This window comes from Lacrimispora sp. 38-1, from assembly GCF_049890855.1.
In the GTDB taxonomy this organism is placed as follows: Bacteria; Bacillota; Clostridia; order Lachnospirales; family Lachnospiraceae; genus Lacrimispora.
Window position 1 is genome coordinate 15,324 of the sequence record NZ_JBANEW010000050.1, and the last position, 13,858, is coordinate 29,181.

Sequence of the window (13,858 nt, forward strand, 5' to 3'; positions counted from 1 at the left end):
AAGTGGGTGACACAGTGGTAGAATTAGATCAGTACAAATACGAATTATCGACGTATGAAAAACCATTAGTGGAAGTGAGGGATTCACTTTGACTTAGATAACAAGTTAAAGCGAATCGATGAGTTAGACAAGTCCATGGAGGAGCCGGGCTTCTGGGAAGATCCCGAAAAGTCGGGAAAGATCGTCCAGCTGGCTAAGAATCTAAAGGATACCGTACAAAGCTACAAAGAGTTAGAGCAGCAGTATGAAGACATCGGAGTCATGATCCAGATGGGCAATGAAGAAAACGATGCCTCTCTGATTCCGGAAGTAGCCCAGATGCTTGCTGAATTAAAGGAAAAGCTGGAGGAGATGCGCATTAATACGCTGCTTTCCGGTGAGTATGACAGCCACAATGCTATTTTAAGACTGAATGCCGGCGCCGGCGGGACCGAATCCTGTGACTGGTGCAGCATGCTTTACCGCATGTTCTGCCGCTGGGCGGAGAAAAAAGGCTTTCAGACAGAAGTGCTTGATTATCTTGACGGAGATGAAGCAGGTATCAAATCCGTAACCATACAGATCAATGGTGTCAATGCTTTTGGTTATTTAAAATCAGAAAAAGGGGTGCACCGTCTGGTACGTATTTCCCCGTTTAATGCTGCCGGCAAGCGCCAGACCTCCTTTGTATCCTGCGATGTCATGCCGGATATTGAAGAAGACCTTGACGTGGATATCAATGAAGAAGATTTAAGAATTGATACCTACCGCTCCAGCGGAGCAGGCGGACAGCATATTAATAAAACTTCCTCTGCCATCCGTATTACGCATCTCCCTACAGGAATTGTGGTACAGTGTCAGAATGAACGGTCCCAGTTCCAGAACAAGGATAAGGCAATGCAGATGTTAAAAGCAAAGCTATATATGTTAAAGCAGCAGGAGAATGCAGAGAAACTTTCCGGAATCCGTGGAGATGTAACGGAAATCGGCTGGGGAAACCAGATACGTTCCTATGTGCTGCAGCCCTATACGATGGTGAAGGATCACAGGACCAATTCAGAGACAGGCAATGTAAACAGTGTCCTTGACGGAGCGTTAGACCAGTTTATGTATGCATATCTCCGCTGGTTAAGTACCGGGGCAAAAGCCGGTGAGGATTCAGCAGAAATCTAGGTTTTTTCATGCATTTTTTTAAATACCGAAGAAAATAAATACAAAAATAGTTGCATACCATGTATAAATATGATAATATCTTCCCTATGAGCACAGATGTATTTCCGATGCGGACACAGAAGGGAAGATATTTTTTTATGGAAGATAAAAGTAAATATTTTGTGGTAAAGCAGAAAGCTGTACCTGAAGTATTGCTGAAAGTTGTTGAGGCAAAAAAATTACTGGAATCGGAACGGGTTATCACTGTACAGGAGGCAACTGACCGGGTTGGAATCAGCCGCAGTTCCTTTTATAAATACAAAGATGATATCTTTCCGTTCTACGACAATGCAAAGGGAAAGACCATTACACTGGTTATGCAGATGGATGATGAGCCTGGTCTTCTTTCTGATTTGCTTCATGTGGTAGCTGTGTACCGTGCGAATATATTAACCATTCATCAGAGTATTCCGGTCAATGGCGTTGCCACCCTCACATTAAGTGTGGAGGTTCTTGAAACGACAGGGAATGTTTCAAAGATGGTTGAGGATATGGAAGAAAAGGATGGAGTCCACTACGTTAAAATTTTAGCCAGGGAGTGAGAATATGATGAATGTTGCAGTTATGGGCTATGGTACCATTGGATCAGGTGTTGTTGAAATTCTGGAAAGGAACAAAGAAATCATTGCCAGACAGACCGGTGACACGGTGAATGTAAAGTATATTCTTGATTTAAGAGAATTCCCCGGTACACCGATTGAAAACAAAATTGTTCATGATTTTTCCGTCATTGAAAAGGATCCGGAGGTATCCATGGTAATCGAAACTATGGGAGGCTTAAATCCGGCATATCCCTTTGTGAAAGCAAGCCTTCAGGCAGGAAAGCATGTAGCTACCTCCAACAAGGCGCTGGTAGCAGCTTATGGAACGGAGCTTTTAAAAATAGCAGAAGCAAACCGGGTTAACTTTCTTTTTGAGGCAAGCGTGGGAGGCGGTATTCCCATAATACGTCCTTTGTATACTTCACTTGCCGGTGAAAAAATCGAAGAAATTACAGGCATTTTAAATGGTACAACCAACTACATACTGACCAAGATGGACAAAGCCGGAGAGACCTTTGAAGAAGCACTTAAAAAAGCCCAGGAGCTGGGGTATGCAGAGCGTAATCCGGAGGCAGATGTGGAAGGACATGATACCTGCAGGAAAATTGCCATTTTAACAGCACTGGCTGCGGGACACGAAGTGAATTACGAGCATATTTATACAGAAGGGATAACTAATATAACGGATGTGGATTTCCGTTATGCGGAAGCTCTTGGAACTTCTGTTAAATTATTCGGATCCAGCAGAATCAGTGACAATACAGTTCATGCCTTTGTAGCTCCGGTCATGATTGGAAAGGAACATCCGCTGTATTCGGTAAACGATGTATACAACGGCATTCTGGTGAAAGGAAATATGCTGGGCACTTCCATGTTTTACGGAAGCGGAGCCGGAAAGCTTCCTACAGCCAGCGCTGTTGTGGCAGATATTATTGAAGCCCTTAAGAATCCTGGTCATCATGTGAAGATGGGCTGGGATGAAAACAGTTTAAAGATTTCCTCCATAGACAGCGTTTCCTTCCGGTATTTTGTAAGAATCAAGGGAATTGCGGCAAAGCGCCTCGCTGAAGCAGAGGCTGCTTTTGGAAAGTTAGAAGTAACGGAACTGGACCACATGGATGAATTCGCAGTCATGACGGAGGTTATGACCGAAGAGGAGTACGGTTTAAGAGCGAAAAAGCTGTCAGGAATCAGACAGCGCATCCGCGCAGAAATTTAATTTTCGCCAGGAGGCATCAATGTTAGTTGTTAAAAAATTTGGCGGTAGCTCCGTCGCAGACAAAGAAAGAATATTCAATGTGGCAAAACGCTGCATTGAGGATTATGAAAAAGGCAATCAGGTGGTTGTGGTTTTATCCGCTATGGGAAAGACAACGGACGGTCTGATCGCCAAAGCCCATGAGATAAATCCAAATCCTCCAAAGAGAGAGCTGGATATGCTTCTGGCAACCGGAGAGCAGGTGAGCGTGGCACTGATGTCCATGGCCATGAATGTTCTGGGAGTACCCTCTGTATCGTTAAATGCGGCACAGGTTGCCATGCATACCTCCTCGGCCTATGGGACGGCCAAATTAAAGAAAATTGATACGGAGCGGATCCAGCATGAACTGGAAGCGAAGAAAATCGTTATTATCACAGGTTTTCAGGGCATTAATAAATATGACGATCTGACAACTCTGGGACGGGGAGGATCGGATACCACAGCCGTGGCTCTTGCAGCCGCTCTCCATGCGGATGCATGTGAGATTTACACAGATGTGGACGGAGTCTATACAGCAGATCCCCGGATCGTTCCGGATGCCAGAAAGCTTTTGGAGGTTTCCTACGATGAGATGCTTGAGTTTGCTTCTCTGGGAGCCAAAGTACTTCATAACCGTTCGGTAGAGATGGCAAAGCGTTATGGAGTACAGCTGGTTGTGCGGTCAAGTCTGAACAGAGAAGAAGGTACCATCGTCAAGGAGGAAACAAAATTGGAAAGAATGCTGGTGAGCGGAGTTGCCGCGGATAAAAATGTAGCCCGTATTTCAGTGATCGGGGTTAAGAATGAGCCGGGAGTAGCATTTAAAATCTTTAATCTTCTGGCAAAACACAATATTAACGTTGATATTATTATCCAGTCCATTGGCAGAGAAGAAAGAAAAGATATCTCCTTTACGGTGGCGAAGCAGGATTTAAAAGAAACCATGGAGCTGTTAAATGAGCACAGGGATGGGATAACAGCCCAGAATGTAACCAGTGAGGAAGATGTGGCAAAGCTTTCCATCATCGGTGCGGGAATGACCAGTAATCCGGGAGTCGCAGCAAAGATGTTTGAAGCACTTTACAACGCCGATATTAACATCAAGATGATTGCAACATCTGAAATAAGGATTACGGTCCTGATCCACGAAGAGGACGTAAACCGTGCCATGAGAACGGTTCATGATGCCTTTGATCTTGCAGATTAAACAAAGGTGGAGCGAATGATCTGGTTAGAAAAAATATGGAAAATAGGATCCGTCTGTATCTTTCATTCCCTCACCGGGCTGTATTGCCCCGGTTGCGGTGGAACGAGGGCAGTCCGATCTTTGTTACAGGGGGACCTGCGGATGAGTGTTCAATATCATCCGCTGGTCCTTTATACTGTTTTTGCTCTTATCATTGATATGGGAATAAGATTCCTGTCAAAAAAAAGAAAGCATCCGTTCGATCATAGAAAGCGGGAACGGATACTTGTTCTTATTGGAGCAGGAATCGTGATTATAAACTGGATTTTTAAGAATTATATGCTGGTGGTAAAAGGAATTGACTTACTGCCACCATTAAAATAAATTATTTGCCGACGCCGCCCGTAGGCATCAGTGCCTGGGTGGTTGCTTCGAATACCTGTCTGAAATACTGCCCCAAAGGGGTATTGGTATCCATGACATCATAGACAAATATAATAAATAATGCCAGTAAAAGTCCGCAGACAGCAGAAATTATGGAAAGAATCAGTCCCAGCTGAGCCTGATGGCTGAAGGGCTTTCCTTTCTTTGATAAAACGGCAAGAGCGATGCCTGTCAGACCAAAAATCAGACCTGCAGGCAGATTCCAGATGCTGAATAAGGGAAGGCAGTCTGTAAGCAGTCCCAGACCGCCGAAAAGGACAGACCAGAATGCAAAAAACGAACCTGTATTCGGAGTTTGCGGAAGCATTCCGTTATTGCTGTTATAATTTTCTCCCATTGATGTTTACCTCGTTTGTGAATAGTACAGACAGCATCCAGGATTTTCCTGATATATATATCTGTATTGTATGATTGTAGCACGAAAAGACCGCCGTGTCCAGACGGGTATTGCATAACGGGGAATGATGAATTATAATAGTTGAATTGAACCAACTATGAAAATTAAGAGGTACAGCATGGATATAATAAAGATTTTGCAGGAAGAACTTTCCATTTCCAGAAACCAGGTAGAAGAAACAGTCAGACTCATTGATGAGGGAAATACCATCCCTTTTATCGCAAGATACCGGAAAGAAGTAACCGGTTCTTTAAATGATGAAGTTCTGCGTAACCTTGATGAAAGGCTTCGTTATTTAAGAAACTTAGAGGAGCGCAAAGAACAGGTCCTTTCATCCATCAGAGAGCAGGACAAGCTGACACCGGAACTGGAAAAAAAGATTCTGGAAGCCCAGACCCTTGTTGCAGTGGAGGATTTATACCGCCCCTATAAGCAAAAAAGAAGGACAAGGGCCACCATTGCCAAAGAAAAAGGATTAGAACCCCTTGCGGATCTGATCATCCTTCAGATGATTAAAACCCCGCTTCTGGAAGCTGCATCTGACTATATTTCAGAGGAAAAGGGCGTTGCTTCTGCCCAGGAGGCGATTGAAGGAGCAAAGGACATTCTGGCAGAGCGGATTTCCGATCATGCGGAATACCGCACATACATCCGCAATGCAACTATGAACCAGGGAAGTCTTTCCTCATCTGCAAAGGATGAGGAAGCGGAATCTGTTTATGAGATGTACTACAATTATGAGGAACCTTTAAAGAAGACGGCAGGTCACCGGATTCTTGCCATTAACAGAGGTGAAAAGGAAAAGGTTCTGACTGTTAAGGTACTGGCTCCGGAAGAAGTGATTATCAGGTACTTGGAAAAACAGGTGATTATTCGGGACAACCCTGTTACCTCCCCTGTATTAAGTGAAGTGATAAAGGACAGCTATGACCGCCTTATTGCACCTGCAATTGAGCGGGAGGTAAGAAGCGATTTAACGGAAACAGCGGAGAACGGAGCAATTCGTGTATTCGGTAAAAATTTAGAGCAGCTTCTTATGCAGCCGCCAATTGTAGGAAGAGTGGTTCTTGGCTGGGATCCGGCCTTTCGTACCGGCTGTAAGCTGGCTGTGGTCGATGAGACAGGAAAAGTGCTGGATACGGTTGTGATTTATCCCACTGCCCCTCAGAACAAAGTGGAGGAAGCCAAGACAGTTTTAAAGAAGCTGATTAAAAAATATGGTATTTCCCTGATTTCTGTTGGAAACGGAACTGCCTCAAGAGAATCAGAAGCCATCATTGTAGAACTGTTAAAGGAGATTCCGGAGCCGGTTCAGTATATCATTGTCAACGAAGCCGGAGCTTCTGTCTATTCCGCCAGCAAGTTGGCAACAGAAGAATTTCCTAATTTTGATGTAGGCCAGAGAAGTGCAGCTTCCATTGCCAGAAGACTGCAGGATCCTCTGGCAGAACTGGTAAAGATTGATCCCAAGTCCATTGGTGTCGGCCAGTACCAGCATGATATGAACCAGAAGCATTTAAGTGAAGCATTACAGGGCGTGGTGGAAGACTGCGTGAATAAAGTAGGCGTGGATTTAAACACGGCATCTGCCTCTCTTCTGGAATATATATCCGGTATCTCAAAACCCATTGCGAAGAATATTGTGGTTTACCGGGAGGAAAACGGAGCGTTTGAAAGCAGGAGCCAGTTGTTAAAAGTTGCAAAGCTGGGGCCAAAGGCGTTTGAACAATGTGCCGGTTTCATGAGAATTCAGGGAGGTAAGAACCCTCTCGATGTTACCAGCGTTCATCCCGAATCCTACGATGCTGCGAAAAAGCTGCTGAAGAAACTGGGATATGAGGCCAAAGAGCTGATGAACGGCGGATTAAACGGAATCAGTAAGAAGATTCATAACTATAAAGAGCTGGCTGAGGAGCTGGAGATCGGTGAAATCACCCTTCGTGATATTGTAAAGGAACTGGAAAAGCCGGCCAGAGATCCCCGCGATGAGATGCCAAAGCCCATCTTACGCACCGACGTCATGGAGATGAAGGATTTACAGCCGGGGATGGTCTTAAAGGGAACGGTGAGAAATGTAATCGACTTCGGCGCTTTTGTGGATATCGGCGTTCACCAGGACGGACTGGTTCACATATCCCAGATATCAGACAAATTCATCAAGCACCCGTTAGAAGCTGTCAGTGTAGGAGATATCGTGGAAGTAAAGGTAATAAGCGTGGATGTTCCCAAAAAGAGGATTGCTCTTACCATGAAATTCTAAAAAGATACAGCTTACCGCTGTACAAAAGGAGGAAAATGTGGAACAAATTAATCCGCTTGTGTTAAATGTGAAACTGACTGCAAAAGATCTCTGGAGATTTTCCATGTATCATTCATACCGGGGATTCCAGGGGGTTTTCAGCTTTCTTTTCAGTGCTGCAGCTCTTTACGTGCTCGTTGCAACCTGGACAACAGCAACTCTGCCCTACCGGATTCTTATGATTGTCTGTGCTCTGATGTTTACAGTCTGGCAGCCTTTTGTTCTCTATATGAAGGCAGCAAGGCAGGCAAATAGATCCGTGATCCGCGATGGTATGACTCTTTCCTTCTCAGCGGAAGGGATTGTGGTGACCCAGGGACAGGAGAAGCTGGAATTATTGTGGGAAGATGTGATCATGGTGAAGAGAGTCGGAAAACTGCTGATTATCTATATGGACCGGATTCATGCCTATCTGCTTCCGGATTCTGTCGCAGGCGAAAAGGCGGCAGAATTAACGGCATTCATGAAAGAAAATCTGCCTCCTGAGAGGCGAAAGAGGATATAAGTGATGGTTATAGAAAGCTGGAAACCAGAAGAAACCTTTGAACTTGGTAAAAAACTGGGAGAGGAAGCGCATCCTTCCTCCGTATTTTGCTTAAATGGAGATCTTGGGGTGGGAAAAACCGTATTTACCCAGGGGTTTGCCGTCGGTCTTGGTATTACAGAACCGGTGGACAGCCCCACATTTACCATAGTGAAACAATATGACGGCGGGCGTCTGCCATTTTACCATTTTGATGTATACCGCATCGGTGATGTGAGCGAAATGGACGAAATCGGTTATGAAGACTGTTTTTACGGGGAAGGTGTTACGCTGATTGAATGGTCAGGACTGATCAGAGAGATTCTTCCTGAACGGGTCATCACAGTAACAATTGAAAAAGATTTGAAAAAAGGATTTGACTACAGAAAAATCACCGTGGAGGGAATGTAAATGAACATATTAGGAATTGAGAGTTCCTCTCTTGTTGCCTCCGTTGCCCTTCTTTCTGATGACATACTGACTGCAGAGTACACGGTAAATTTTAAAAAAACTCATTCCCAGACACTGCTTCCCATGCTTGATGAGATTGTGACCATGACCGGGGTAAGCCTGGATCATGTAGATGCCATAGCAGTTTCTGCAGGGCCCGGTTCCTTCACCGGACTTCGGATTGGTTCTGCCACAGGAAAAGGTCTGGGGCTGGCACTGAAAAAACCGCTTATTTCTGTACCAACGATAGATGCCATGGCTTATCAGTTTTACGGCAGTTCTTCTATTATATGCCCGATTATGGATGCAAGAAGGAATCAGGTCTATACCGGTATATATGACAACCGCGAGGGCTTTTCGGTGAGTAAGGAGTCCTGCGCCATGGACATAAGGGATTTAATTGATGAGCTGAATTCCATGGGAGAATGTGTGATTTTCTCAGGAGACGGAGTTCCTGCTTACAAAGAACGTATAGAAGAATTCATGAAGGTTCCGTTTGAATTTGCGCCGGCTCATTTAAACAGACAGCGGGCAGGTGCAGTAGCCGCTTATGGAGCCCGTCTCTTTCTACAGGGAAAGACAGTCACAGCAGCGGAGCATGCTCCCGATTATCTGCGCAAGCCTCAGGCAGAGCGTGAGAGAGAAGAGGCGTTAAAAGGAGAATAAGATGGTTCATGAAATGACGCCGGAGGATATATCCGGTGTTTGGGAATTAGAAAAGCTGTGCTTTTCGGATCCCTGGTCTTATGAGATGATTGAAAACGGTTTAAAAAGCAGTCTTGATACCTGGCTTGTGCTTTGGGAAGAAGGAACAGCCGGATACTGTGTTTTCCGGACCGTTGCAGATGAGTGTGAACTGCTTCGCATTGCAGTCCGCCCAGAATACAGGGGGAGGGGCCTTTCCAAGAAACTTATGGACCAGATGGTTTTTTATTCCAGACAAAATGATGTGAAATCCATATTTTTAGAGGTCCGGGAAAGCAATGATCGGGCAAAAAACCTTTATAAATCCTATGGATTTACAGAGAAAGGGGTCAGAAAGCATTACTATCTCAACCCATGTGAAAATGCAGTGCTTATGGTTTGCCGCGATATTTGAAACATTTACCACTAAAAATAAGGCATAACACCGTTTATAATGTAGGGGTATCCAGTAAGGATGCCCTTTTTTCTATCCTGGTGTGCAGGGAACGGAAATAAGGGATTTCTCTGGAAAATGCGAAAAAGGAACGCCTTGCAGGCATACCATTATGCCCGGAAAGAAAAGCATGGGCGGTAAAAGGAAAGGTGAGAGTAAGATGAGAAAGTACAAAAACGGCGGTCAGCTAGAAACAGTTGTTTGCAACTGCTGCGGCAAAAAAATTATCGTGTCAGAAGGGATTGCCAGGGAAGGGGTTATCAGTATCAACCACACGTGGGACTTCTTTTCAGAGAAAGATGGGGAGATCCATCATTTTGATTTATGTGAAAACTGCTATGATCAATTGATATCTGAGTTTAAGATACCGGTGGAGGTAGAGGAACAGCTGGAATATTTATAGTTGCTAATTCCCTCTGCTTTGTGTTATGATTTTATGTGGCAGTTTTTTTGTGCTGCTCATTGATTGAGACAAAAGCGAGGAAATTCTATGTTGGATATATGTTTGCTGGGAACCGGGGGCATGATGCCCCTGCCATACCGCTGGCTGACGGCCATGATGGCGCGGTGTGACGGCAGCAATCTTTTGATTGACTGCGGGGAAGGAACCCAGATTGCTTTAAAAGAAAAGGGCTGGAGCCCAAAACCCATTGATATTATCTGTTTTACCCATTATCATGCGGATCACATCAGCGGTCTTCCGGGACTTCTTCTGACAATGGGGAATGCAGAACGGACAGAACCCTTAACGCTGATTGGTCCAAAAGGGCTTGAGCGTGTGGTGGGAGCACTTCGTACCATTGCGCCGGAGCTGCCTTTTGAACTTAAATTTATCGAACTCTCCGAAAACAGGGAGCAGATAACCATGGCGCCTTACGTAATTGATGCATACCGCGTCAATCATAACGTTGTCTGCTATGGTTATTCCATTTCCATTCCAAGGACCGGAAGATTTGATGTGGACCGTGCCAAAGAAGCAGAGATTCCTCAAAAGTTCTGGAGCCGTCTTCAGAAGGGAGAGACCATTGATTATGATGGTACAATCCTGACCCCTGATCTGGTTTTAGGACCGGACAGGCGCGGACTTAAGGTGACCTACTGTACAGATACCAGACCCGTTCCCGTCATTGCAGAATATGCAAAGGATGCAGATCTTTTTATTTGCGAAGGCATGTACGGAGAAGAGGGGAAAGAGGCCAAGGCAAGGGAATACCGCCATATGACCTTTTATGAGGCTGCCAGACTGGCAAAAGAAGCTCAGCCCAGACAGATGTGGCTGACCCATTACAGTCCCTCTTTAACCAGACCGGAGGATTTTATGGATAAAGTCCGTGAGATCTTCCCCAGGGCAAAAGCCGCAAGAGATGCCTGGACGCTGGAACTGGAATTTGATGAGGAATGAGGGAATGGCGATGAAGAAGAATCATACAGAAGAAGATGTCTATATACTTGCAATTGAAAGTTCCTGTGACGAGACGGCAGCAGCGGTGGTAAAGAACGGAAGAGAGATTCTGTCCAATGTTATTTCCTCCCAGATTGATCTTCATACTTTATATGGGGGTGTGGTTCCTGAGATTGCGTCCAGAAAGCACATTGAAAAGATCAACCAGGTCATAGAATCAGCGCTTCTGGAGTCAGGACTTACCCTTGAGAATATGGATGCCATCGGGGTTACTTACGGTCCGGGACTGGTGGGAGCACTGCTGGTAGGAGTGGCAGAAGCAAAGGCGATGGCTTATGCAGCAAATAAGCCTCTGGTAGGTGTCCATCATATAGAAGGTCATGTATCCGCTAATTTTATTGAGCATCCCGATTTAGAACCGCCTTTTATGTGTCTGATTGTATCAGGAGGCCACACTCATCTTGTGATCGTACGGGATTACGGAGAATTTGAGATACTTGGAAGAACCAGAGATGATGCAGCAGGCGAAGCATTTGACAAGGTGGCAAGGGCAGTGGGTCTGGGGTATCCAGGCGGACCGAAGATTGACAAGGCAGCAAAAGAGGGAAATCCACAGGCGATTAAATTCCCCAGAGCCAGAGTAGATGGAAATGTTTACGATTTTAGCTTTAGCGGGTTAAAGTCTGCGGTCTTAAATCACATTAATCACGCCAATATGATGGGAGAGGAAATTAATATACCGGATCTTCTGGCATCGTTCCAGAATGCAGTGGTTGATGTTCTGGTATCCCATACAGTAGAGGCTGCGAAAGAATATGGCTTTAAAAAAGTGGCGATAGCGGGGGGAGTTGCTTCTAATTCCGCTCTTCGTAAAGGCATGAAAGAAGCCTGCGAAAAAAATGAAATTGCTTTTTACTATCCGTCGCCCATTTATTGTACTGATAATGCTGCCATGATCGGAACAGCTGCCTATTATGAATTTATTAACGGATCCAGGGCCGGCTGGGATTTAAATGCAGTTCCCAATCTAAAACTGGGAGAAAGGTAACCGGCCTATGGAACGAACAGCAGCAGTAGTGCTGGCAGCAGGAAAAGGCTCCCGTATGGGCAGCACAATCCATAAACAGTATATGGAATTGTGCGGAAAGCCTCTTCTTTATCATACGCTGAGAGCCTTTGAAGAGAGCTCCGTAGATGAGATTGTTCTTGTCACCGGTCCGGGAGAGGTACCATTCTGCCAGAATGAAATCGTGGACCGTTATGGATTTTCTAAAATATCTGCCGTGACAGAAGGCGGGAAAGAGAGATTTCATTCCGTTTATGCCGGGCTGAAAGCAGTAGGGGACTGTGCCTATGTTCTCATTCATGACGGGGCAAGACCCTGTGTCACCAAAGAAATCATTGAAGCATCAAGAGTTGCAGCGATAAGATACGGGGCATGTGTCGTAGGAATGCCGGTTAAAGATACCATTAAGATATCCGATGAAAACGGATATGCGGCCCTGACTCCGGACCGGACAAGCCTCTGGCAGATCCAGACACCTCAGGCATTCCGGTATGATCTGGTCTTAAGGGCTTATAACAGACTGATGGATTCAGAATCTTTTCAAAAAAGGGTTACGGACGATGCCATGGTGGTAGAAACCATGACGAAAGAAAAGGTGAAGTTAATACAGGGCGATTATACCAATATAAAAGTAACTACACCTGAGGACTTAGAGATTGCCAGTGTATTTCTTAACAGAATATATGGGAAAAAATAAAAGGAATGCTGTAGGAGCAGCTTCCTTTTTATTTTTTTCCACCTGTTTTTAACAGATCCTTGACAATCAGATGAAGGTGCTCAAGCTGCTCTCGATTTAAATGCTGTGCGTCATCCATAAGTTCTTTGACTTTGGCGGGACTGGTTATATCACGGGAAAAAAATTCGGCTGGTTCAATATCCAGATACTCACATATATAGAAAAAGCCCATCATGGATGGAAGCGCCCGTCCATTCTCTATTTTATGAATATATGTGGGATTCTGTCCGAGAGAAAGACTCATATCACGTGCAGATACACCCTTTTGAGCCCTGAGCTCTGAGAGGCGTTTGGAAAAATTGAAGTCTATATACATGGGTAACTCCTCCTGATTCCATAGTATTGCATTAAATGAAATATGTGTAGTAAATAATGCATTCCATCACTTGACATGTTGCATTCATTACAATATTATTATTTATATAAAGTATTCAATGTATGATCAGGCTAAGAAATCCGTTATAAGGATTGCATGGCTATTAGATAGTATCAGTTGATTCATCAGATGAAAAGTAGGAAAGAAGGTACAATAGATGGAAACTGGAAAAAGCAGGAAAGAAACGGATACAGGCACCAGGGAAGGCCTGCTGGAACGGATTGCGTCGGAATTAGGCTGCATGTATTTATCTGATCTGCGGGGAAGCACAGCCAAAGCACGGTTCCGTTTCGTTGTTTCTGATATTCCGGCTGTGGATTATTCAGTAAAAGTATGGCAGGATGCGCTGTACTATATTACGGGAATAGAAGAAAACTTTAGCACTGCCGAGCAGGCAAAGCAACGTCTTTTAGAGTATTTGTAGAAGGGGTTAAAATTATTTGAAAAATATGTAAAAATATGTTGACAGATGATACAAACAATGATAAACTATCGAAGTTGCCGCTGATGAAGACGGTAATTGAGAGAAAAAAGCTCCAAGAGATTTGAAAAAAATAGAAAAAAGTGCTTGACAAAAACACCAACTTCTATTAAAATGTAAAAGCGCGTTTGGAGAGGTATCGAAGTGGTCATAACGAGGCGGTCTTGAAAACCGTTTGTCCGCAAGGGCGCGTGGGTTCGAATCCCACCCTCTCCGTTGGCAGGTTTTAGCCGCTAATAACATAGAAATCAGCTAACTGCAGAAGTACCCAAGTGGCTGAAGGGGCTCCCCTGGAAAGGGAGTAGGCCGTTAGTAGCGGCGCGAGGGTTCAAATCCCTCCTTCTGCGTCAGCATTTAGAAGAGACAAGTGTTTCTACGAGATGCAAA

17 protein-coding genes and 2 tRNA genes are annotated in these 13,858 nt (G+C 44.7%); 17 read left to right on the forward strand and 2 right to left on the reverse strand.

The features are described 5' to 3' along the window. Positions 1–14: 14 nt before the first annotated feature. The 5 genes from prfB (at position 15) to V7D18_RS10940 (ending at position 4,543) form a co-directional block, all read left to right on the forward strand. Positions 15–1,152 (forward strand): peptide chain release factor 2 gene (prfB, locus tag V7D18_RS10920; RefSeq protein WP_426154260.1). Its coding sequence is split into 2 segments (ribosomal slippage): positions 15–89 and positions 91–1,152, totalling 1,137 coding nucleotides; the frame shifts between segments, so codons are not numbered across the junction. A 137-nt stretch (positions 1,153–1,289) separates the two neighbouring features. Beyond that, entirely contained in the window at positions 1,290–1,733 is a 444-nt protein-coding gene (locus V7D18_RS10925; protein ID WP_277409158.1) for an ACT domain-containing protein, read from the forward strand. A 4-nt stretch (positions 1,734–1,737) separates the two neighbouring features. Then, positions 1,738–2,952 carry a homoserine dehydrogenase gene (locus V7D18_RS10930; protein WP_426154262.1) on the forward strand — a complete coding sequence of 405 codons (1,215 nt, stop codon included), beginning with the start codon at positions 1,738–1,740 and terminating at the stop codon, positions 2,950–2,952. Between the two features lie 19 nt (positions 2,953–2,971). Beyond that, positions 2,972–4,180: an aspartate kinase gene (locus V7D18_RS10935; RefSeq protein ID WP_426154264.1), complete on the forward strand. Its 1,209-nt coding sequence runs from the start codon at positions 2,972–2,974 to the stop codon at positions 4,178–4,180. Between the two features lie 15 nt (positions 4,181–4,195). Continuing rightward, positions 4,196–4,543 carry a DUF2752 domain-containing protein gene (locus V7D18_RS10940; RefSeq protein WP_426154266.1) on the forward strand — a complete coding sequence of 116 codons (348 nt, stop codon included), beginning with the start codon at positions 4,196–4,198 and terminating at the stop codon, positions 4,541–4,543. 1 nt (position 4,544) lies between these two features. Here V7D18_RS10940 and V7D18_RS10945 read toward each other — a convergent pair whose 3' ends face one another. Then, positions 4,545–4,940 (reverse strand): sodium:solute symporter, encoded by a 396-nt coding sequence (locus V7D18_RS10945; protein ID WP_426154268.1) that lies wholly within the window; start codon positions 4,938–4,940, stop codon positions 4,545–4,547. A 178-nt stretch (positions 4,941–5,118) separates the two neighbouring features. Here V7D18_RS10945 and V7D18_RS10950 point away from each other — a divergent pair, with 178 nt between their 5' ends. The 9 genes from V7D18_RS10950 to ispD all read left to right on the forward strand — a co-directional run bounded on the left by V7D18_RS10950 (position 5,119) and on the right by ispD (position 12,575). Then, the gene (locus tag V7D18_RS10950) at positions 5,119–7,260 is read left to right on the forward strand and encodes a Tex family protein (protein WP_426154270.1); all 2,142 of its coding nucleotides are present in this window, start codon (positions 5,119–5,121) and stop codon (positions 7,258–7,260) included. A gap of 37 nt (positions 7,261–7,297) precedes the next feature. Continuing rightward, positions 7,298–7,804 (forward strand): YcxB family protein, encoded by a 507-nt coding sequence (locus V7D18_RS10955; protein ID WP_426154272.1) that lies wholly within the window; start codon positions 7,298–7,300, stop codon positions 7,802–7,804. A gap of 3 nt (positions 7,805–7,807) precedes the next feature. After that, complete coding sequence (gene tsaE / locus V7D18_RS10960) at positions 7,808–8,233, forward strand: tRNA (adenosine(37)-N6)-threonylcarbamoyltransferase complex ATPase subunit type 1 TsaE (protein ID WP_426154274.1); 426 nt, start codon at positions 7,808–7,810, stop codon at positions 8,231–8,233. Further along, positions 8,234–8,938 (forward strand): tRNA (adenosine(37)-N6)-threonylcarbamoyltransferase complex dimerization subunit type 1 TsaB, encoded by a 705-nt coding sequence (gene tsaB / locus V7D18_RS10965; protein ID WP_426154276.1) that lies wholly within the window; start codon positions 8,234–8,236, stop codon positions 8,936–8,938. It abuts the gene before it with no gap. 1 nt (position 8,939) lies between these two features. Beyond that, complete coding sequence (rimI, locus tag V7D18_RS10970; protein ID WP_426154278.1) at positions 8,940–9,371, forward strand: ribosomal protein S18-alanine N-acetyltransferase; 432 nt, start codon at positions 8,940–8,942, stop codon at positions 9,369–9,371. Between the two features lie 199 nt (positions 9,372–9,570). Beyond that, entirely contained in the window at positions 9,571–9,813 is a 243-nt protein-coding gene (locus V7D18_RS10975) for a hypothetical protein (RefSeq protein WP_426154280.1), read from the forward strand. A gap of 87 nt (positions 9,814–9,900) precedes the next feature. Beyond that, positions 9,901–10,812, forward strand: coding sequence for a ribonuclease Z (locus V7D18_RS10980; RefSeq protein WP_426154282.1), 912 nt, complete (start codon positions 9,901–9,903; stop codon positions 10,810–10,812). Between the two features lie 10 nt (positions 10,813–10,822). Further along, positions 10,823–11,860: a tRNA (adenosine(37)-N6)-threonylcarbamoyltransferase complex transferase subunit TsaD gene (gene tsaD, locus V7D18_RS10985; protein ID WP_426154284.1), complete on the forward strand. Its 1,038-nt coding sequence runs from the start codon at positions 10,823–10,825 to the stop codon at positions 11,858–11,860. Between the two features lie 7 nt (positions 11,861–11,867). Further along, complete coding sequence (ispD, locus tag V7D18_RS10990; protein WP_426154286.1) at positions 11,868–12,575, forward strand: 2-C-methyl-D-erythritol 4-phosphate cytidylyltransferase; 708 nt, start codon at positions 11,868–11,870, stop codon at positions 12,573–12,575. 28 nt (positions 12,576–12,603) lie between these two features. On the opposite strand, the gene V7D18_RS10995 is transcribed toward ispD, so the two are convergent. Next, positions 12,604–12,930 carry a helix-turn-helix transcriptional regulator gene (locus tag V7D18_RS10995; RefSeq protein WP_314465619.1) on the reverse strand — a complete coding sequence of 109 codons (327 nt, stop codon included), beginning with the start codon at positions 12,928–12,930 and terminating at the stop codon, positions 12,604–12,606. Between the two features lie 217 nt (positions 12,931–13,147). On the opposite strand from V7D18_RS10995, the gene V7D18_RS11000 reads away from it, so the two are divergent. The 3 genes from V7D18_RS11000 to V7D18_RS11010 all read left to right on the forward strand — a co-directional run bounded on the left by V7D18_RS11000 (position 13,148) and on the right by V7D18_RS11010 (position 13,818). Next, positions 13,148–13,414, forward strand: a complete 267-nt coding sequence (locus V7D18_RS11000; RefSeq protein WP_426154288.1) for a hypothetical protein — start codon at positions 13,148–13,150, stop codon at positions 13,412–13,414. A gap of 187 nt (positions 13,415–13,601) precedes the next feature. Beyond that, positions 13,602–13,687 (forward strand) — tRNA-Ser (locus V7D18_RS11005). A gap of 42 nt (positions 13,688–13,729) precedes the next feature. After that, positions 13,730–13,818, forward strand: a tRNA-Ser gene (locus tag V7D18_RS11010). The last annotated feature ends 40 nt before the right edge of the window (positions 13,819–13,858 follow it).

Coding starts and splice junctions, on each gene's coding strand:
- tsaE (WP_426154274.1), top strand. CDS start 7,808: ATGGTTATAGAAAGCTGGAAACCAGAAGAAACCTTTGAACTTGGTAAA.
- V7D18_RS10935 (WP_426154264.1), top strand. CDS start 2,972: ATGTTAGTTGTTAAAAAATTTGGCGGTAGCTCCGTCGCAGACAAAGAA.
- rimI (WP_426154278.1), top strand. CDS start 8,940: ATGGTTCATGAAATGACGCCGGAGGATATATCCGGTGTTTGGGAATTA.
- V7D18_RS11000 (WP_426154288.1), top strand. CDS start 13,148: ATGGAAACTGGAAAAAGCAGGAAAGAAACGGATACAGGCACCAGGGAA.
- V7D18_RS10945 (WP_426154268.1), bottom strand. CDS start 4,940: ATGGGAGAAAATTATAACAGCAATAACGGAATGCTTCCGCAAACTCCG.
- tsaB (WP_426154276.1), top strand. CDS start 8,234: ATGAACATATTAGGAATTGAGAGTTCCTCTCTTGTTGCCTCCGTTGCC.
- V7D18_RS10995 (WP_314465619.1), bottom strand. CDS start 12,930: ATGTATATAGACTTCAATTTTTCCAAACGCCTCTCAGAGCTCAGGGCT.
- V7D18_RS10980 (WP_426154282.1), top strand. CDS start 9,901: ATGTTGGATATATGTTTGCTGGGAACCGGGGGCATGATGCCCCTGCCA.
- V7D18_RS10940 (WP_426154266.1), top strand. CDS start 4,196: ATGATCTGGTTAGAAAAAATATGGAAAATAGGATCCGTCTGTATCTTT.
- tsaD (WP_426154284.1), top strand. CDS start 10,823: ATGAAGAAGAATCATACAGAAGAAGATGTCTATATACTTGCAATTGAA.
- ispD (WP_426154286.1), top strand. CDS start 11,868: ATGGAACGAACAGCAGCAGTAGTGCTGGCAGCAGGAAAAGGCTCCCGT.
- V7D18_RS10930 (WP_426154262.1), top strand. CDS start 1,738: ATGATGAATGTTGCAGTTATGGGCTATGGTACCATTGGATCAGGTGTT.
- V7D18_RS10975 (WP_426154280.1), top strand. CDS start 9,571: ATGAGAAAGTACAAAAACGGCGGTCAGCTAGAAACAGTTGTTTGCAAC.
- V7D18_RS10925 (WP_277409158.1), top strand. CDS start 1,290: ATGGAAGATAAAAGTAAATATTTTGTGGTAAAGCAGAAAGCTGTACCT.
- V7D18_RS10950 (WP_426154270.1), top strand. CDS start 5,119: ATGGATATAATAAAGATTTTGCAGGAAGAACTTTCCATTTCCAGAAAC.